General features: G+C 68.5%; 16 protein-coding genes. 3 read left to right on the forward strand and 13 right to left on the reverse strand.

Annotated elements, in window-relative coordinates; genetic code table 11:
- Positions 1-215: 215 nt before the first annotated feature.
- The 13 genes from msrA to def form a co-directional block, all read right to left on the reverse strand.
- A complete protein-coding gene (gene msrA / locus F793_RS0104180) occupies positions 216-848 on the reverse strand; it encodes a peptide-methionine (S)-S-oxide reductase MsrA (RefSeq protein ID WP_018882567.1) in 633 nt (210 codons plus the stop codon).
- An 11-nt stretch (positions 849-859) separates the two neighbouring features.
- Complete coding sequence (locus F793_RS0104185) at positions 860-2,020, reverse strand: PQQ-dependent sugar dehydrogenase (RefSeq protein ID WP_018882566.1); 1,161 nt, start codon at positions 2,018-2,020, stop codon at positions 860-862.
- Between the two features lie 112 nt (positions 2,021-2,132).
- Positions 2,133-2,954, reverse strand: coding sequence for a DNA-formamidopyrimidine glycosylase family protein (locus tag F793_RS0104190; RefSeq protein WP_018882565.1), 822 nt, complete (start codon positions 2,952-2,954; stop codon positions 2,133-2,135).
- Between the two features lie 10 nt (positions 2,955-2,964).
- Positions 2,965-3,942: a lysophospholipid acyltransferase family protein gene (locus tag F793_RS0104195; protein WP_018882564.1), complete on the reverse strand. Its 978-nt coding sequence runs from the start codon at positions 3,940-3,942 to the stop codon at positions 2,965-2,967.
- The gene (locus tag F793_RS0104200) at positions 3,939-4,298 is read right to left on the reverse strand and encodes a tetratricopeptide repeat protein (RefSeq protein ID WP_018878606.1); all 360 of its coding nucleotides are present in this window, start codon (positions 4,296-4,298) and stop codon (positions 3,939-3,941) included. The genes F793_RS0104195 and F793_RS0104200 overlap by 4 nt, the downstream gene beginning before the upstream one ends.
- A 40-nt stretch (positions 4,299-4,338) precedes the next feature.
- Positions 4,339-5,793, reverse strand: a complete 1,455-nt coding sequence (locus F793_RS0104205) for a TrkH family potassium uptake protein (protein ID WP_018882563.1) — start codon at positions 5,791-5,793, stop codon at positions 4,339-4,341.
- Between the two features lie 293 nt (positions 5,794-6,086).
- Positions 6,087-7,466 (reverse strand): Trk system potassium transporter TrkA, encoded by a 1,380-nt coding sequence (trkA, locus tag F793_RS0104210; protein WP_018865482.1) that lies wholly within the window; start codon positions 7,464-7,466, stop codon positions 6,087-6,089.
- Positions 7,467-7,489: 23 nt separating this feature from the next.
- Positions 7,490-8,869: a sigma-54 dependent transcriptional regulator gene (locus F793_RS0104215; RefSeq protein WP_018882562.1), complete on the reverse strand. Its 1,380-nt coding sequence runs from the start codon at positions 8,867-8,869 to the stop codon at positions 7,490-7,492.
- The gene (locus F793_RS0104220; RefSeq protein ID WP_018879672.1) at positions 8,866-11,070 is read right to left on the reverse strand and encodes an ATP-binding protein; all 2,205 of its coding nucleotides are present in this window, start codon (positions 11,068-11,070) and stop codon (positions 8,866-8,868) included. Before F793_RS0104220 ends, F793_RS0104215 begins: the two co-directional genes overlap by 4 nt.
- Before the next feature lie 187 nt (positions 11,071-11,257).
- Positions 11,258-11,836, reverse strand: a complete 579-nt coding sequence (locus F793_RS0104225) for a DUF4390 domain-containing protein (protein ID WP_018865479.1) — start codon at positions 11,834-11,836, stop codon at positions 11,258-11,260.
- Entirely contained in the window at positions 11,836-13,194 is a 1,359-nt protein-coding gene (gene rsmB, locus F793_RS0104230; RefSeq protein WP_018882561.1) for a 16S rRNA (cytosine(967)-C(5))-methyltransferase RsmB, read from the reverse strand. The genes F793_RS0104225 and rsmB overlap by 1 nt, the downstream gene beginning before the upstream one ends.
- Positions 13,194-14,159 (reverse strand): methionyl-tRNA formyltransferase, encoded by a 966-nt coding sequence (fmt, locus tag F793_RS0104235; RefSeq protein WP_018882560.1) that lies wholly within the window; start codon positions 14,157-14,159, stop codon positions 13,194-13,196. The genes rsmB and fmt overlap by 1 nt, the downstream gene beginning before the upstream one ends.
- Positions 14,159-14,692, reverse strand: a complete 534-nt coding sequence (gene def / locus F793_RS0104240; protein ID WP_018865476.1) for a peptide deformylase — start codon at positions 14,690-14,692, stop codon at positions 14,159-14,161. The genes fmt and def overlap by 1 nt, the downstream gene beginning before the upstream one ends.
- A 141-nt stretch (positions 14,693-14,833) precedes the next feature.
- Here def and F793_RS0104245 point away from each other — a divergent pair, with 141 nt between their 5' ends.
- From F793_RS0104245 to F793_RS0104255, 3 genes are read left to right on the forward strand one after another with little or no spacing between them, the layout of a single operon-like run.
- Complete coding sequence (locus F793_RS0104245; RefSeq protein ID WP_018882559.1) at positions 14,834-15,994, forward strand: LysM peptidoglycan-binding domain-containing protein; 1,161 nt, start codon at positions 14,834-14,836, stop codon at positions 15,992-15,994.
- A 21-nt stretch (positions 15,995-16,015) separates the two neighbouring features.
- Complete coding sequence (gene dprA / locus F793_RS0104250) at positions 16,016-17,155, forward strand: DNA-processing protein DprA (protein WP_018882558.1); 1,140 nt, start codon at positions 16,016-16,018, stop codon at positions 17,153-17,155.
- Positions 17,152-17,637, forward strand: coding sequence for a DUF494 family protein (locus F793_RS0104255; protein WP_018882557.1), 486 nt, complete (start codon positions 17,152-17,154; stop codon positions 17,635-17,637). Before dprA ends, F793_RS0104255 begins: the two co-directional genes overlap by 4 nt.
- Positions 17,638-17,661: the final 24 nt, after the last annotated feature.

The following is a 17,661-nucleotide window of genomic DNA, read 5'->3' on the forward strand; positions in this document are numbered from 1 at the left end:
GCACGAAGAAAGGCGATTCACAGGAAGTCTGGAAGAAGAGAAGGTTTGCAGGTGAAGGGTCGAGTGCGTGACGGTCGCTCAAGGCACCATATCAACGTGCTGCTGGAGGCCGTCGCATCAGCCTTCTTCCGGTCTTAAAACCTTCCTGTGAATCGCTTTTGACCTGGCCTTTCTTCGTGCCTTCGTGGGCTTCGTGGTAAAAAACGCCTTTCGACCTAGGTGGGATAGGGCACGGCCAGGCCGCCGAGGCCGCAGTAGCCGTTCGGGACCTTGGCGAGGTATTGCTGGTGGTAGTCCTCGGCGAAGTAGTACGCCGGGCCCTCGGCGATCTCGGTGGTGATCGCCCCGCGCCCGGCGGCGTCCAGCGCGGCGTGGAAACGCTCGCGGCTGGCTTCGGCAGCCGCGGTTTGCTCAGGGTCGGTGGTGTAGATTGCCGAGCGGTACTGGGTGCCGACATCGTTGCCCTGGCGCATACCCTGGGTCGGGTCGTGCCCCTCCCAGAAGGTACGGAACAGGGCGTCCAGCGAAACCTTCCGCGGGTCGAACACCACCCGCACCAGTTCGGTGTGCCCGGTCTGGCCGCTGCAGACCTCGCGATAGGTCGGGTTCGGGGTATAGCCCCCGCCGTAGCCCACGCTGGTGGAGTACACGCCCTCCTGCTGCCAGAACAACCGCTCGGCACCCCAGAAACAGCCCATGCCGAAATGGATCACCTGCATGCCCTCGGGGTACGGCGGGGCCAGCGGCGTCCCCAGGACCATGTGGCGCTCGGGGACCGGCATCGGCTCTTCGCGCCCGGGCAGGGCCTGTTCGGGGGTCGGCATGCGCGGCTCGGAAAAGGCGAACATCGGCGGCTCCGTCAGTCGGCCGGGACGAGCCGGATCAGCTCCCCCGGATTGTGGTCGGTCAGGATATAGATGGCCCCGTCATGGACGCGCACGTCCCGCACGCGGCGGTCGAGATCCGGCAGCACCTCGCTCTCGTTGACCAGCTCGCGCCCCTCGAAGGTCAGCCGGCGAAGGGTCTGATGCGCCAGGCCGCCCACGAGCAGATCGCCGTCCCAGTCGGCAAAGGCGGGATCGCGGAGGATCGCCATACCCGAAGGGGCGATGGAGGGCGTCCAGTGATGCAGGGGCGATTCCATCCCCTCCTTCTCGGTCAGGCCTTCGCCGACCTGCCCGCCGGCATACTCCCGGCCGTGGGTAATGACCGGCCAGCCGTAGTTCAGGCCGGGCTCGATGATGTTCACCTCGTCGCCCCCGCGCGGGCCGTGCTCGTTCTGCCAGAAGGTGCCGGTCTCGGGGTCCATCACCATGCCCTGCGGGTTGCGCACCCCCCAGGCCCAGATCTCGGGGCGGGCATCGGCATCATCCACCAGCGGATTGTCGTCCGGGACGCGCCCGTCGTCATGCAGCCGGATGATGCTGCCGATATGGGTCGAGGTGTCCTGGGCATGATCGCGCTGGCCGCGATCCCCCACGCTGATATACACGTAGCCCGCGTCATCGAACACGATGCGGCTGCCGAAGTGGCGCCCCCCGGAGACGCCCGGCTCGGCGGTGAACAGCGTCTCCACATCCTGAAGCTCACCGTCCTGGAAACGTGCGCGCGCCAGGCGTGTGGTGAGCCCGCCATCCACGGCTGCGGAATAGGTGAAGTACAGCCAGCGGTTCTCGGCGAAGTCGGGATGCAGCGCGAGGTCCAGCAGGCCGCCCTGGTTGCGCGCCTGCAGGTCGCCCGGAACACCGGATACCAACTCGCCCCGGCCGTCGAAGGACCCGGCGTCCTCGAACCAGCGCAGGGTGCCCGGGCGCTCGCTGATCAGCGCCCCGCCCTCCGGCAAAAACGCAATGGCCCAGGGGTGATTAAGTCCCTCGTGCAGCACACTGGCTTGCAGGCCATGCTCCCCGGCCCCCAGCCCCTCGGCCGAGACCCCGGAGGATCCGGTACAGGCCATCACCAGACCGGCCAGCACGGGCGCCAGGGTGAGGCGGCTCGTCTTCATCGTGCGCGTCTGCATGGTTCACCTCCTTGGAAAATGCGATGCCTGCGGGGCGGGATACCGCTGGAGACTTGGGCGGCACGGCCAGGAGCCGTGCATCATTCATATCCTTTTGGGATGCCGCGGGGGCCTACGGGTTCCCCGGCTGGCAGACCGGACACCAGTAGGTCGCACGCAGGTGCTCGCCCAGTCGGGCATATTCGACCGGTGCCCCGCACTGGTGACAGGGCTCACCCCGACGACCGTAGACGTTCAGAAACGCCCCCGCCTCCGCACGCTCACGGGTAATCCGCGGCCCCGGCTTCACATTGCGCCGCAGCAGGCGTTCGGCGTCGCGGTACAACCCGCGCAGCATGGCCTCCGGCACCTGTGCCAGAGGACGCAGTGGATGGCACCCCTGCAGGAACAGCACCTCGGACTTGTAGATGTTGCCGATCCCCGCCGCCAGGGACTGATCCAGCAGCACATCCACGATCGGGCGGGCTGAATCGGCACGATCGCGTACCCGGGCAACAACCGCATCCAGGTCAATCGCCGGGTCCAGCAGGTCGGGGCCCACCCGCGCATCCAGCCGGGGAACGTCCCGTGCGCCGTCCGCGCGCGGACGCCACTGCAGCTCACGCGGGTGGAAACAGACCAGCACGCGATCCGGCAGGCCCAGCACCGCCCACGCCCCGGCCGCCGGCTTGTGCCACGCCGCGCCCGGCGCATACTGGTGCCAGGTCCCGTACATCCCGAGATGGCTGCGCAACTGCCAGCGCCGCCCGTCCGTCGCCTCCAGGTCCAGCAGCAGGTGCTTGCCCCGGGCCTGCACGGCCTCCGCGGTCATCACGCCATGTTCCAGTAACGGATCCCCCCGGCGCGCTCGGGTGGCGACCCGGCCAAGCGCCACCCCCTCGAGCATGGGCCGCAGCGCCGCCGCCAGCTTGTGGATCGTATCGCCCTCGGGCATCGCCGCGTGATCAGCGCTTGCGGTCGGGGTACAGGCGCGGCTCGCCGGCGGGGCGGGTGCGGAACAGGCGCATGGACCACAGATACTGCGCCGGGGCCTGTTCGATGCCGCGTTCCACGGCTGCGTTCATATGTCGGGCATCCGCCTCGTCGTCGCCGGCGGGATAGTCCTCCAGCGGCGGCCACAGGCGCATCACGTACTGATCCGCCGCGGGGTCGTACCAGGCGAAGCTGGGGAGCACCGCGGCCTTCGACATGCGCGTCAGGCGCGCCAGCGCGGTCAGCGTGGCCTTCTTCACACCGAAGAAGTCGACGAATACGGCGCCCTCGGCGCCCAGGTCCTCGTCCGGGAGGTAGTAGAAGAAGCGCCCGCGCTTGAGCTGGCGGATGGCCGGGCGCAGGCCCTGGTCACGGGCGAAGATGTCGCCGGAGTAGCGGGTGCGGCTGCGGTGGTTGATCCATTCCAGCACCGGGTTCTTCATCGGCTTGGCGAAGGACACGCCATCGAACATCTGGCTCATGCGCACGCCACCGTAGTCCAGCGCCAGTGAATGCGGCGCGAGGATGATCACCGGGGTACCGGCCGAGCGCAGGCGCTCGTAATGTTCCAGGCCCTCGATGCGGATACGCGCGGCATGCTGCCCCGGCTTGCCGAACCACAGCAGGCCATAGTCCAGCACGGTCTGTGCCTGGTAGCGGTAATAGGCCTCCAGGCGTTGCATGCGTTCGGCGGGGCTCAGCTGCGGGAAGCACAGCTCCAGGTTGCGTTCGGCCACCGCGCGACTGCGCCCGGCAAAGCGCCGGATCAGCCGGCCCAGGCCACGGGCCAGGCCACGCACGGCCGGGCGCGGCAATTCCTGCAACACCCAGGCCAGGCCCAGCAGCAGCCAGCTGCCCCAGTAGCGCGGGGCGAAGTGGGCCGCGGTCAGCGGGGCCTGGTAGGCGCCGGCGTCCTCGCTCCGGCTTCGATCGTCGTCGGCTGCGCTCATGCGCCCCCGGAGCCGTCGCCCGACCCGTCCGTGGCGGCCTGCTGCTTGCGCGCTCGCTTGGCGAAGACCTCCATCTCCTTCACCGCCTGCAGGTCGCCCTTCTCGGTGGCCACGCGAATGCCGCGCTCGCAGGTGGACAGCGCCGCCTCCGGGCGCTCGAGCTGGACCAGCGTCTTCGCCAGCAGCTTCCACGCCGCGGAATAGCCGCCGTCCAGCTCCAGCGCCCGTTCGAGATGCGGGACGGCGGCCTCGAGCTGACCGTCGGTCGCCAGGGCGTTGCCCAGCGAGAAACGCAGCATGGCAGAGTCCTGTCCGCCATCGAGCATGTTCTGGAAACGTTCGATCATGTCGCTCATGGGGCACCTCCCGCGCCGCCGGTCAAACGATGCGTTCAGGCTAACGCCGCCAGAAGGCGGGCGACAGAAGCACCAGCACGGTAAAGATTTCCAGGCGCCCCATCAGCATGGCGAACACCAGCACCCACTTGCTGAAGTCGTTGATTCCGGCATAGTTCGCCCCGACCTCGCCCAGACCCGGCCCGAGGTTGTTCAGCGTCGCCGCGACCGCCGAGAACGAGGTGACCTGATCCAGCCCGGTCACCATCAACAACAGCATCATCACGACAAACACCATCACGTAGGCGGCGAGAAAGCCCCACACGGCCTGGACCACGCGATCCGGCGCCTCCTTGCCATTCACCTTCACGGTGATCCGCGCATGCGGGTGGATCAGCCGCTTGATCTCGCGCAGCCCCTGCTTCATCAGCAGCAGCACACGGACCACCTTCATACCGCCCCCCGTCGATCCGGTACAGGCGCCGATAAATGACAGGAAGATCAACAGCACCGGCAGGAAGCCCGGCCACAGGTAGAAGCTGTCGGTGGCGTAACCCGTCGTAGTCGCGATCGACACCACATGGAACAGGCCCTTGCGCAGGGCCTCCGTGGTGTCGCTGGCGAAGCCGGTCGCGAGCATGAAGATCACCACCACAACGCTGGCTCCGGCCAGCAGCAGCAGGTAGGTCCGCAGTTCCTCGTCGCGGCGATAGGGGGCGACGGTCGCCCGGTGGATCACCAGGAAGTGCAGCGCAAAGTTCATGCCCGCGATGATCATGAACACGATGGCAACGCTTTCGATCAGGGCGCTATCGAAATGACCGATGCTCGCGTCATAGGGTGAAAACCCGCCGATTGCCACGGTGGAGAAGGCATGCGCGACGGCATCGAAGGCATCCATGCCGGCAGCCCAGTAGGCCAGCGCGCAGGCCACGGTCAGGCCCAGGTAGATGTACCAGAGGTTGCGCGCGGTCTCGGCGATGCGCGGGGTGAGTTTATTGTCGCGGATCGGCCCCGGGGTCTCGGCCTTGAACAGCTGCATCCCGCCGACGCCCAGCAGCGGGAGGATGGCCACCGCCAGCACGATGATGCCCATGCCCCCCATCCACTGGAGTTGCTGGCGATACCACAGGAGCGCCCGCGGCAGGTCGTCCAGCCCGGTCAGCACCGTGGCCCCGGTCGTGGTCAGCCCGGACATCGATTCGAAGGCCGCGTCGGTAAAGGATATCTGCAGGCTCGGATCGAGGAACAGGGGGGTCGCGCCCGCGATGCCCAGCCCCAGCCAGAACAGCACCACCAGGATGAAGCCGTCGCGCGCCTGCAGTTCCTGACGCATCCGGTACAGCGGGGCCCACAGCAGCCCGCCGATCAGCAGGAGCAGGGCAAAGGCCTGCAGGAACACCAGCGCGGTGGCCTCCCCGTACAGGAAGCCGATGGCCGCCGGCGGCAGCATCGCCAGACTGAACAGCGTCAGCAGGACGCCCAGCAACCGGGCGGTGGAGGCGAGATGCAGCATCGGCGCCGCCTAGGGAAACACTGATGAATGTACGCACTCGCGCTCGAGTCGCTTGTGCGTGCAAACAAGGCGCGGTGACTGCCGTGCAGTCATTCTGCACAAGGGAGCCGCAACGCCGTGCGCGCGCCCGTTTCTGATAACAACGGGCGGCCGAGCCCCGCGGGGTTGGGACCCCAGGTTCCCCGATCCTGCATTACGGCCCTTGCCTGTAGAACCACTACCGGCTGCGCACCGTGCCTTGTCTCGGAAAACCTGGGGTCTCAACGCGAGTGTGTACATTTATCAGTGTTTCCCTAGAAGAACAGTGCCGTGGGCTGGAACAGGCGCTGGACCTGCTTCACCTTGCGCCGGTCGGTCACGAACAGGATCACATGGTCGCCGGCCTCGATGACCGTGTCCCGGTGCGGGATGATGACCTCCTCCTCGCGGACCACCGCGCCCAGGCTCGTACCCTCGGGGAAGTCGATCTCGTCGACCCGCCGCCCGACCACCTGCGAGGTGCGCGCATCGCCGTTGACCACCGTCTCGATCGCCTCCGCCGCCCCGCGCCGCAGGGTATGCACGGTGGCAGTACCACCCTCGCGCACCCGCGCCAGCAGGGCCCCGATGGTCGCCTGCTGCGGCGAGATCGCGACATCGATGGTCCCGCTCTGCAGCAGGTCCACGTAGCTGGGGCGATTGATCAGCGACATCACCTTGCGCACGCCCCAGCGCTTGGCCAGCATCCCGGCAAAGATATTCGCCTGGTCGTCGTTGGTGACCGCGCAGAACACATCGCTGTGCTCAACGTTGATGGACTCGAGGAAGCGGTCATCCGAGCTGTCCCCGTGCAGCACCAGCACATTGCTGGGCAGCGTCCGCGCCAGGTGGTCGGCGCGCTCGGAGTCACGCTCGATCACCTTGACCCGGTAGCGCTTGCTGAGCGTCTCGGCGAGCCGCTCGCCGATGTTGCCGCCGCCCGCGATCAGGATGCGCTTGTAGGGCTTCTCCAGCTTGCGCAGCTCCGAGGTCACCGCGCGGATGTTCTTCTTGGCGGCGACAAAGAAGACCTCGTCGTCCGCCTCGATCACCGTGGAACCATCCGGCTGAATCGGCCGGTCCTTGCGGAAGATCGCGGCCACCCGGGTATGGATCCCGGGCATGTCGCTTTGCAGGTTCTTCAGTTCGTGGCCGACCAGCGGCCCGCCGTAGTAGGCCCGCACGCCGACCAGCGAGACGCGGCCCTCGGCGAATTCCAGCACCTGCAGCGAGCCGGGGTGCTCGATCAGCCGCTGGATGTGGCTGGTCACGATCGCCTCGGGCGAGATCAGCATGTCCACCGGCATCGCGTCCTGGGCGAACAGCGCCGGGGTCTCGTGGTAGTCGCGCGCCCGTACCCGGGCGATCTTGGTCTCGATATTGAACAGCGTGGACGCCACCTGGCAGGCGACCATGTTGGTCTCGTCGGAATTGGTCACCGCGATCAGCATGGACGCGTCCCGCGCCCCGGCCGCCTCCAGCACCGACGGGTGCGCAGCGAAGCCGTGTACCGTTTTTATGTCGTAGCGGTCTTCCAGATCCGCCAGCATCTCGGAGCGATAGTCGACCACGGTGATGTCGATCCCGTCGGCGCTCAGCGCCTCGGCCAGCGACTGGCCGACCTGACCGGCCCCGAGGATGATGATGTGCTTCATGCGCCTCCCGTCCCGGAGCGGATTCAGCTATCGGATTTCACGCGCTTGGGGTCGATCCCCAGCGCCTTGAACTTGCGGTACAGATGGGTGCGTTCCAGCCCCACCCGTTCCGCCAGGCGCGTCATGTTGCCCTCGGAGCGCTCCAGCTGCTGCTGCAGATACTCGCGCTCGAACTGCTCGCGCGCCTCGCGCAACGGCAGGTCGGGGATGGCCACTGCGCCCTCGCCCGCCTCCTCCGCGCGCTGCGGCTGCCCGCTGAGGGTGCGTTCCACCTCGTCGCGGGTAATCTCGTCGCCGGAGCCCAGGATCATCAGCCGCTGCACCAGATTGCGCAGTTCGCGCACATTGCCGGGCCAGTGGTACTGCTGCAGCCGCTCGAGTGCCGGGCGCTGGAAGGCGCGCACCGGCAGGCCCTCCTGCTGGTGCAGGTGGCGCATGTGGCATTCCAGCAGTTCCGGGATATCCTCCGGGTGCTCGCGCAGCGGCGGGATCGCCAGCGGCAGGACATTGAGCCGGTAGTAGAGGTCCTCGCGGAAGTGGCCCTGCTCCACCGCCTCGGCCAGGTCGTACTGGCTGGCCGCGATCACGCGCACATTCACGCTGATCGGCTGGTTGCCGCCGATGCGCGTGATGCGCTGGGTATCCAGCGCGTGCAGCAGCCGGCCCTGGGTCTGCAGGTCCATCTCCGCGACCTCGTCGAGGAACAGCACGCCGCCCGCCGCCTGCTCCAGCAGGCCGTAGCGCACATGCTCGCCCTGCTCGCTGCCGAACAGCTCGGCAATCGCCTCATCGCCGGACAGCGAACCCACCGAGACCACGATGAACGGGCTCTCGCGCCGCGCGCTGCGCGCATGCAGCAGGCGCGCGAAGGTCTGCTTGCCCACCCCCGGCTCGCCGGTGATCAGCACCCAGGTATCGTGCTGCGCCATGCGCTGCACCTGGTCGCGCAGGTTCACCATGGTGGCGCTGCTGCCGACCGGGTCGTGCACCGTACCGGCATGGCGCTTCAGGCCCACGTTCTCGCGCTGCAGGCGCGCGGCCTCCAGGGCGTTGTTCAGGGTGATCAGCAGCTTGTCGATGGACAGCGGCTTCTCGATGAAGTCGTAGGCCCCGAGTCGCGTGGCGTCCACGGCGGTCTCGACATTGCCATGGCCGGAGATCATCACCACCGGGCAGGGCAGGCCCTCGTCGTCGCTCCACTCCTTCAAGAGCGAGATGCCGTCACCGTCCGGCATCCAGACATCCAGCAGGATCAGATCGGGACGGCGGCTGCGGCGCTGGGCCTTGGCCTCGGCCACGGAGCCGGCGAGCGCCACCTGGTAGCCCTCGTCCTCCAGCACATCCTGCAGCAGCATGCGGATGTCCGGCTCGTCGTCGACCACGAGTATGTAGGCTTCGCTCATTCGGGCTCCTCGTGAACCACCGGACCATGCTCCACCGGAATGCGGATGCGGAAGACCGCCCCATGCCGCCCGGATTCCGCATTATGGCACTCAATCATGCCGCCATGCTCCTCCACGATCTTCTGTGCGACCGCCAGACCGAGACCGGTTCCACGCGGTTTGTCGGTGGTGTAGGGCTCGAAGATGCGTTCGAGGAACTCCGGCTTGATGCCGGGACCGGTGTCGGTCACCCGCAGCTCGATATGCGGACCCGCCGGGTCGTCAAGGTAGGCAGTGGCCACATGCACCTCCATGTCCTCGTGGCCCTCGCCCGCCTCCAGCGCGTTCTTGATCAGGTTGTGCAGCAGCTGGCGCAGGCGCCCGGCGTCGCCGTGGATCCGCGGCAGTTCCGCATCCAGCGTGACATCCACGCGCGAGCGGCCGTCCTGGTCGAGGTACAGCTCGCAGACATCGCGGATCAGCTGGTTCAGGTCCACCGAGGCGCGCTCCAGCTGCGGCGCCTGGGCATAGTCGCGGAAGGCGTTGACCAGGGTCTTCATCGCCTCCACCTGCTGCACGATGGTGCCGGTGGCACGGTCCAGCACCTCGCGGTCGGCCCCTTCCAGCACCTTGCCCAGGCGCCTCGAGAGGCGCTCGGCGGAGAGCTGGATCGGCGTCAGCGGGTTCTTGATCTCGTGTGCCAGGCGCCGCGCCACCTCGCCCCAGGCCGCGTCGCGCTGGGCCTTCAGGAACTCGGTCATGTCGTCAAATACGATGGCGTGCAGGCCGCGGCTGGAGCCCGAGGTCGGCAACCACACCGCGCGGGTCATCAGGACCTTGCGCCCGCTGCGGGTAAAGACGACCACCTGACGCGACCATTCGGCCTCCTGGCGCACCAGGGCGTCACTGATCGCCTCGAAGAACTGTGCGACCAACGGGCACTCGTCACCCAGCTCGGACATCACCCGGGTGCGCGCGCCCTGCAGGTCGCATTCCAGGATCTCGCTGGCCGCGGCGTTCGCCGTGCGCAGGCGCAGACTGCCATCCAGCGCCAGCACGCCGGAGCGCAGATGCTGCAGCACGCTCTCCAGGTAGGCGCGCTCGGCGTCCAGCAGGCGGCGATTGCGCTCGGCCTCGTCGCGCGCCTCGTTCAGGGTACGGGTCATGGTGTTGAACGATTGCACCAGGAAGCCCAGCTCGTCGGCGCGCTGCACCGCGAGGCGCGTGCTGTAGTCGCCCTGCGCCACCATGCGCGTGCCCTGCACCAGATCGGAGATCGGGCGCACCATGCGCCGCGCCACCAGCAGTCCGGCCCACAGCGCGGCCATCAGCGAGATCGCCAGCGCCAGCGACAGGGTAAACACAAAGCCCTGGATCATCGGCCCGCGCAGGTAGGCGAACTCGCGGTAATCGGCGAAGGCATCCTGGACCCGCAGCGACAGCGCACTCATGCGCGGATCCACCGGGTAAATGCCCTGCAGGATGCGATTCTCCGAGCCCGGGCGGCGACTGCTGGTGGTGGCCACCACGCGGATGATCAGCGAGCCGTCGGACTGCGGCTCCAGGCGCGAATACGGCTGCTCCGGGCGCACCCGCATCAGGATGTCGGAGCCCGGCGGGGTTGGCAGACGGCGGATCGGGCTGTCGGTACTGGAGGCGATGATGCGGTTGTTGGAACCGACCAGCGTCAGCTCCTGCGCCCCGACCTGGCGGCGATAGTCGTTCAGCGCCAGCGGAACCAGGCCTTCCGAGACCCCCTCGAGGTCGCTCATCAGTTCCTGGGTCTCGGTCGCCAGCTGGCGCACCCGCAGATCCAGCGACGAGCGCGACAGCTCCAGCGCATCCTCCAGCGCCGACTCCACGCGCACGTCGAACCAGGAATCCACCCCCTCGTTCAGGAACTTGAAGGAGAAGTAGTAGACGACCGACACCGGCAGCACGGCCACCAGCATGAACACCGCCACCAGGCGCAGCGTCAGGCGGCTGCCGGGCACCCCGCGGCGATACTGGATCGCCATGCGCACGAGCTGATAGATAATCAGCCCGCCCAGCACCACCAGCACGGCCACATGGAACACCAGCAGCCACAGGAACACCTGTTCGAAGCGCGCCTGATTCTGGGCCGCATCGCCCATCACCACCAGCGAGGTCAGCAGCAGCGCGAACAGGAGCCCGATGCCGAGGAGCCCCCACGGGAAGCCTCTTAGGGAAACGCTGGTCAACGTACACCCTCGCGTTGGTATCCCAGGTTTTCCGAAACAAGGCGCGGTCCGCAGCCGGTAGCCATTCTACCGGCAAGGGCCGCAACGCCGGATCGGGGAACCCGGGGTACCAACCCCAAGGGGCTCGGCCGCTTTTGCGCGCGCAAAAGCGACTCGAGCGCGAGCGTGTACGTTGACCAGCGTTTCCCTAATCCAGCGACCATCGCCGCCACTCCTGTCGGGTCGTCAGATCACCGCGCAAACCGGCATCCAGTTGCAAAGGCAGCGGCAGCGCGGAATACACCAGCGTCAGCCGCGCCGCGAGATCGAACTCGCCGGGATTCTCGCGCACCGCGTCCGGAACCTCGTCCAGACGCAGCCGCCCCAGCCGCCGGGCGACCAGGTCCAGGGCATCCCCCAGGGTCGGTTTCAGGTCCATGCGCTCGTCGGTCACCGCGGTTACCAGATAGTGCCGGTTCAGGGCGAAGTATTGCAGCTGGACGCGACGCGTCTCGCTGGCAAGGGTATCGCGCCCGACCCGCCGGCCGCGTTCCAGCCGCGTCTGCGCCTCGAACTCCAGCGTCACACCGTTGGCCAGGGCGTCCTCCAGCACCGCGGGCAGGCGCATGTCGATATCGAGGCGCACCAGCACGGTGGCATCATCCAGCCACATGTGATTCGCGGCGCGGATCTCCACCGCGCTCGCCGTCACCGGCAGCGCCAGCAGGGCCAGCAGCCCGCACAGCGCCGTCAGGGGCCCGCCCCGCCACGATGAACGCCCCGGCATCAGGGGGCCTGCTTCTCCAGTAGTGCGTAATAGAAGCCGTCCCCGTCCTCGAGCCCCAGCGGCAGCGATACACCTGCCGCGCGGGGCTTGCTGCCGGGGATGGCGTACTCGCCCTCCAGCGGCCGAGCGCGGGCATCCGCGGTCGCCGCGACGAACGGGGCGACCACCGCCTCGTTTTCCGGCGACAGCAGCGAACAGGTGGCATACAGCAACCGGCCGCCCGGGCGGAGCAGCTTCCAGGCGCCGGCCAGCAGGCGGGCCTGCTCCGCCGCCAGGCGCGGGATGTCATCGGCCCGGCGCAGGGTCTTGATGTCCGGATGACGCCGGATCACGCCGGTGGCGGAACAGGGAACATCCAGCAGGATCGCGTCGAAGGGCTCGCCGTCCCACCAGTCATCGGTGGCGTCCAGATCCGCCGCGACCAGGCGTGCGTCATAGCCCAGCCGGTCGAGGTTCTCGCGTACCTGTTCCAGGCGTTCGGGGTCGTTGTCCAGCGCGGTCAGATCCAGATCGCCACCCGCGTGTTCCAGCAAATGCCCGGTCTTGCCGCCGGGTGCCGCACAGGCGTCCAGCACCCGTTCGCCGGCCCGCGGCCCCAGCAGCGGCCCGGCCCATTGCGCCGAGGCGTCCTGGACCGAAAGCGCCCCGTCAGTGAACCCCGGCAGGGCGGCCACATCGACCGGGTCATTCAGCGTCAGCGCGCTGGCCAGCGCCGGGTGCGCGCGCGCCGGGATGCCGGCGGCGGACAGGGCCTCCAGCGCCGCCTCGCGACTGCCGCGGTGCAGGTTGACCCGCAGGGTCATCGGCGCGGGTCGGGTCGAGGCCTCCAGCAGCGTCTCCCAGTCCTCCGGCCAGGCATCGCGAATCGCCTCCAGCAGCCATTCCGGGACCGCATAGCGCAGCACCGGGTCGGCCTCGATCTGGCTCGCCAGTTCGTCCTGCTCGCGCAGGGCACGGCGCAGCACCGCGTTGATCAGGCCCACCGCGCCGGGGCGATGGATCTCGCGCGCCAGTTCGGCGGTCTCCCGCACCGCCGCGTGATCGCGCGTCCCGAAATGCAGCACCTCGGCCAGTCCCTGCGCCAGCAGCACACCAATCACGGCATCCTTCTTGCGCAGCGGCCGATCCAGAAAGCCATCGACCAGCCCCGCCAGCTGCGGGTACCAGCGCAAGGTGGTGTAGGCGAGCGCCTGCACCCAGGCGGCATCGCGCGCCGCCAGCCCCTCGGTCACCAGCTCCACCGCCCGGGTCAGCGACTGGCCCTGCAGCACCACGCGCTCCACCGCCTCCAGCGCGCGCTGGCGCGGCGAGCGCGAATCCACCCGCGAGGGCACCACGCGTTTCGACTTGCCCGCCATCAGGCCGCCCCGGTCAGGGTTTGGCCGGGCAGGTCCGCATTGCGGGCCCAGTCCGCCGCCGCGACCGGGCGGCGGCCGGGCAGCTGCACGGTCCGCAGGCGCAGGACGCCGTCGCCGGTGGCCACATCCACGCCCTCCGGCCCGGCATCCATGATCGTTCCGGGCGTCGCATTCGCCGCGACCTCCAGCGGGGTCGCCGCGTAGACCCGCAGCGCCTGCCCCTGCCAGCCGGCCTGCGCCACCGGCCAGGGGTTGAAGGCCCGCACCTGTCGATCCAGGGCCGCGGCCGGCTGCGACCAGTCCATCCAGGCCTCCTGTTTCTCCAGCTTGCGGGCGTAGCTGGCCTGCGCGTCATCCTGCGGCCAGGGCGCGGAGGCACCCGCGGCAATCGTCGGGAGCTGCTCCACCAGCAGCTCCGCCCCTTCGCGGGCGAGGACATCGTGCAGGCCCCCGGTGGTGGTCTCCGGCGTGATCGGGACGCGACGGCAGGCGTGCACCGGCCCGGTATCCAGCCCCGGGGCCATCTGCATCAGGCAGACCCCCGTCTCTTCGTCCCCCGCGAGGATCGCGCGATGGATCGGCGCCGCGCCGCGCCAGCGCGGCAGCAGCGAGGCATGGATATTGAGCCCGCCCAGCGGCGGGATCGCGAGTACGGCGCGGGGCAGGATCAGCCCGTAGGCCGCCACGATCAGGATGTCCGGGCGCCAGGCGGCAAGTTCGGCCTGGGCCTCGGCGGACTTCAGGCTCTCCGGCTGCACCACCGGCAGGCCGGCGGCCTCGGCGACCTGCTTGACCGGGCCCGGACGCAGCTTGCGCCCGCGCCCCGCCGGTCGGTCCGGCTGGGTATAGACCGCGACCGGGGCATGCCCGGCGTCGATCAGGGACTGCAGCGCGGGAACCGCGAAATCCGGCGTCCCGGCATAGACAATGCGCAGGGACTCGACGTCCGTGTCCGCCACTCCCATCAGACCGCGGGGACCGCGGTCTTGTCACCGGCTCCGGAGCGCCCGCCCTGCTTCTCCAGCTTCTTGCGGATGCGGCTGCGCTTGAGGCTGGACAGGTAATCGACAAACAGCTTGCCGTCGAGGTGGTCAATCTCGTGCTGGATGCACACCGCCAGCAGGCCATCGATGTCCAGCTCGAAGGGCTGGCCGTCACGCCCCAGGGCACGCACGCGAATCCGGTCGGCGCGCTGCACCTTCTCGTAGAAGCCGGGGACGGACAGGCAGCCCTCGTCCATTTCCTCCTCACCGGAGGTCTCGAGGATCTCCGGGTTGATCAGGGCATGCGGCTCGCTCTGGTCCTCGGAGACATCCGCGACCAGCACACGCTTTTGCACGTTGATCTGGGTGGCGGCCAGACCAATACCGGGCGCGGCGTACATGGTCTCGAACATGTCGTCCACCAGGGTGCGGATTTCGTCGTCCACCTCGGCGACCGGCTCGGCCTTCAGCCGCAGCCGGGGGTCGGGGAAGTGCAGGATTTCACGCTTGGCCATGAAAAAACCTCAAACTTTGTACTGTACAGATGTCGCAATTCTGCTAACGTTGGACCGCAATATCCGCGGAATTGCGTCATCCGATTGGGGCCGGGCCACAGGAAGGCTCGGGGAGCGCGCGGACCTGACAGGGGACACCAAATGTACAAGACCAGGGCCACCACGACCTTCGTTCTGCCGGGCATTCTGTTCAGTGTAACGCTGTTGCTGGGCGCCTGCGCGGCCACACCCGAGAACGGCGGCGGCGAATCAACCGCCTCCGATTCCGGCACGGCGCAGGCCGAAGCCCGCCCGGCGCGCGAAGCCCAGGATGAACGCTCGACCCCCGAGGCCGAGCCGGAGATCCGCGAATCCGCGCCCGAACGCTACGTCGTGAAGAAGGGCGACACCCTCTGGGACATCTCCGCGATGTTCCTGCAGGACCCGTGGTACTGGCCGGAGATCTGGCTGGTCAACCCCGAGATCGAGAACCCCCACCTGATCTATCCGGGTGACGTGCTGAGCATCCACTACGTGGACGGCCGGCCGCGCATCACGGTCGACGGCGGGCCGCGGGTGCGCCCGACGCATCGCCTGTCGCCGGAAGCACGGGTGGTGGAGCGCGACGAGGACGTCTCTCCGATCTCCACCCTGCAGTCGTTCATGTTCCGTCCGCAGGTGCTGGACGAGGAAACCCTGGAAAACGCCCCCTACATCCTCGCCTCGCAGGACGAGCGCGTGATCTTCGGCCCGGGCGACCGGGTGTACGTGCGCAACGCCGAGGACACCGAACGCTACGAGCTCTATCACATCGTTCGCCACGACGGCGCACTGACCGATCCGGACACCGGCGAGGACCTGGGCGTCGCCACCCTGCCGGTGGGCGAGGCCGAGATCATCGAGCCGGGCAACGTCGCCCGCGCCGACATCCGCAAGGGCGAGCGCGAGGCCATCCGCGGCGACCGCCTGGTGCCCTACGCCGAAGAGCAGGACATGCTGTTCGACATCGGGCGCCCGCCGGCCGGTACCGAGGGCACAATCATCTCGCTGTTCGACGCCATCAGCCAGATCGGCCAGCTGCAGGCCGCCATCATCAACCGTGGCGAACGCGACGGCATCGAAAACGGCCATGTCTTGACCGCCTTTACCGCCGGGCGCGAGGTCCGCGACCCGATCAGCGATCGCGCCAACGAGGTGGTCACCCTGCCGGAAGAGGAAGTCGGCACCGTCATGGTCTTCCAGACCTTCGAGAAGGTGTCCTACGTGCTGGTGACCGAGGCCGAGCGCACCCTGCGCGAGGGCGACAAGGTTCGCACCCCCTGACCGGGCCTGCGGCGGGGCTGCATGCGTGATGCCGGCGCGACAGCCGCCCCGCACGAGGACTGGCTGCAACTGATCAACACCCCCGGCCTCGGCCCGCGGCGCCTGCTGCAACTGGTCGAGGCCTTCGGCTCTCCGGGCAATGCCCTGGCCGCCCCTGCGGCCGAATGGCAGCGCGCGGGCGTCGACCTCAAGCTGGACAGCGCCGCCCATAAAGCCCGCGAGGCCGGGGCGCAGGCCGACCAGGCCTGGCTGGATGCCGACCCCCGGCACACATTGCTGTGTCTGGACGACCCCGACTACCCGCCCCTGCTGGCGGAACTCCCCGACCCGCCCCCGGTGCTGTACCTGAACGGCGCGCGCGAGCTGCTGCGCAGCCCGCAGGTGGGGATCGTCGGCAGCCGCGAGGCCACCCCGCAGGGGGAGCGCCTCGCCACCGAATTCGCGCGCGAACTGGCCGGTGCCGGGCTGACGATCACCAGCGGCCTGGCCCGGGGCATCGACGGCGCGGCCCACGAAGGTGCCCTGGCCGCGCCCGGCGGGCGCACCATCGCGGTCGTGGCCACTGGGCCCGACCGCATCTACCCCGCCCAGCACCGGCGCCTGGCGCACCGCATCGCGGACCATGGCCTGGTGGTCTCGCTGTGGCCCACCGATACCCGCCCGCTGGCGCGGAACTTCCCGCAGCGCAACCGCGTGATCAGCGGCCTGTCACTGGCGACCCTGGTCGTCGAGGCGGCGCTGAAGAGCGGATCCCTGATCACCGCACGGCTGGCCGCCGAACAGGGACGCCAGGTCTATGCCGTCCCCGGTTCGGTGCTGAGCCCGGCCAGCCGCGGCTGCCACCGGCTGATCCGCGATGGCGCCCAGCTGGTGGAGTCGGCCGAGGAGATCCTGGATGACCTCGCGGACTGGCTGGGCGTCGCGCCCGATGCGCCTGCGGCCGCGGCCGAACCCGCCTCCGACCCGCTGGATCCGGAGCAGGAACGCGTACTGAACGCGATGGGATTCGACCCGGTCCCGCTGGAAACCCTGCGCGAACGCACCAAATTGACCATCGAACAGCTTTCATCCATGCTGGTTTTGCTTGAACTCCATGGCCGTGTGGCCGCCCTCGACCACGGGCGTTACCAGCGCCTCGACGCAGGATCCCCCGAATCATGAACGAGAATGTGCTGGATGTGCTCATGTATCTCTTCGAGCACACCATCGACGAGGAATCCGACGAGGAGCCGGACCGCTCGGAGCTGGAACGCCACCTGGTGGAGGCCGGCTTTGCCCGCCGCGAAATCGACCGCGCTCTGGGCTGGCTGGACCGCCTGATGAGCGAGGCCCCCCTGGCCGGGCGCGGCGGCGACGGCGCCGCCCAGCGGATCTATGCCCCGGAAGAGCAAAAACGCCTGGATACCGAGGCCCATGGCTTCCTGCTGCACCTGGAACAGAACGGCCTGCTGACCGCCGGCACCCGCGAGCTGGTGCTGGATCGGGTGATGGAGCTGGACGCCGAGGAGATCGACCTCGACCAGCTGCGCTGGGTGGTGCTGATGGTGCTGTTCAACCAGCCCGACGACGCGATCGCCTACTCCCGCCTGGAGGAGGTCATGCGCGACGATTCGGGCCCCGCGGCCGTGGATTATCTGCACTGATTTCTCCGTCTTGCGAAAGGCGCG

Source organism: Thioalkalivibrio sp. ALE22, from assembly GCF_000381445.1.
In the GTDB taxonomy this organism is placed as follows: Bacteria; Pseudomonadota; Gammaproteobacteria; order Ectothiorhodospirales; family Ectothiorhodospiraceae; genus Thioalkalivibrio.

Coding starts and splice junctions, on each gene's coding strand:
- msrA (WP_018882567.1), bottom strand. CDS start 848: ATGTTCGCCTTTTCCGAGCCGCGCATGCCGACCCCCGAACAGGCCCTG.
- F793_RS0104185 (WP_018882566.1), bottom strand. CDS start 2,020: ATGCAGACGCGCACGATGAAGACGAGCCGCCTCACCCTGGCGCCCGTG.
- F793_RS0104190 (WP_018882565.1), bottom strand. CDS start 2,954: ATGCCCGAGGGCGATACGATCCACAAGCTGGCGGCGGCGCTGCGGCCC.
- F793_RS0104195 (WP_018882564.1), bottom strand. CDS start 3,942: ATGAGCGCAGCCGACGACGATCGAAGCCGGAGCGAGGACGCCGGCGCC.
- F793_RS0104200 (WP_018878606.1), bottom strand. CDS start 4,298: ATGAGCGACATGATCGAACGTTTCCAGAACATGCTCGATGGCGGACAG.
- F793_RS0104205 (WP_018882563.1), bottom strand. CDS start 5,793: ATGCTGCATCTCGCCTCCACCGCCCGGTTGCTGGGCGTCCTGCTGACG.
- trkA (WP_018865482.1), bottom strand. CDS start 7,466: ATGAAGCACATCATCATCCTCGGGGCCGGTCAGGTCGGCCAGTCGCTG.
- F793_RS0104215 (WP_018882562.1), bottom strand. CDS start 8,869: ATGAGCGAAGCCTACATACTCGTGGTCGACGACGAGCCGGACATCCGC.
- F793_RS0104225 (WP_018865479.1), bottom strand. CDS start 11,836: ATGCCGGGGCGTTCATCGTGGCGGGGCGGGCCCCTGACGGCGCTGTGC.
- rsmB (WP_018882561.1), bottom strand. CDS start 13,194: ATGGCGGGCAAGTCGAAACGCGTGGTGCCCTCGCGGGTGGATTCGCGC.
- fmt (WP_018882560.1), bottom strand. CDS start 14,159: ATGGGAGTGGCGGACACGGACGTCGAGTCCCTGCGCATTGTCTATGCC.
- def (WP_018865476.1), bottom strand. CDS start 14,692: ATGGCCAAGCGTGAAATCCTGCACTTCCCCGACCCCCGGCTGCGGCTG.
- F793_RS0104245 (WP_018882559.1), top strand. CDS start 14,834: ATGTACAAGACCAGGGCCACCACGACCTTCGTTCTGCCGGGCATTCTG.
- dprA (WP_018882558.1), top strand. CDS start 16,016: ATGCGTGATGCCGGCGCGACAGCCGCCCCGCACGAGGACTGGCTGCAA.
- F793_RS0104255 (WP_018882557.1), top strand. CDS start 17,152: ATGAACGAGAATGTGCTGGATGTGCTCATGTATCTCTTCGAGCACACC.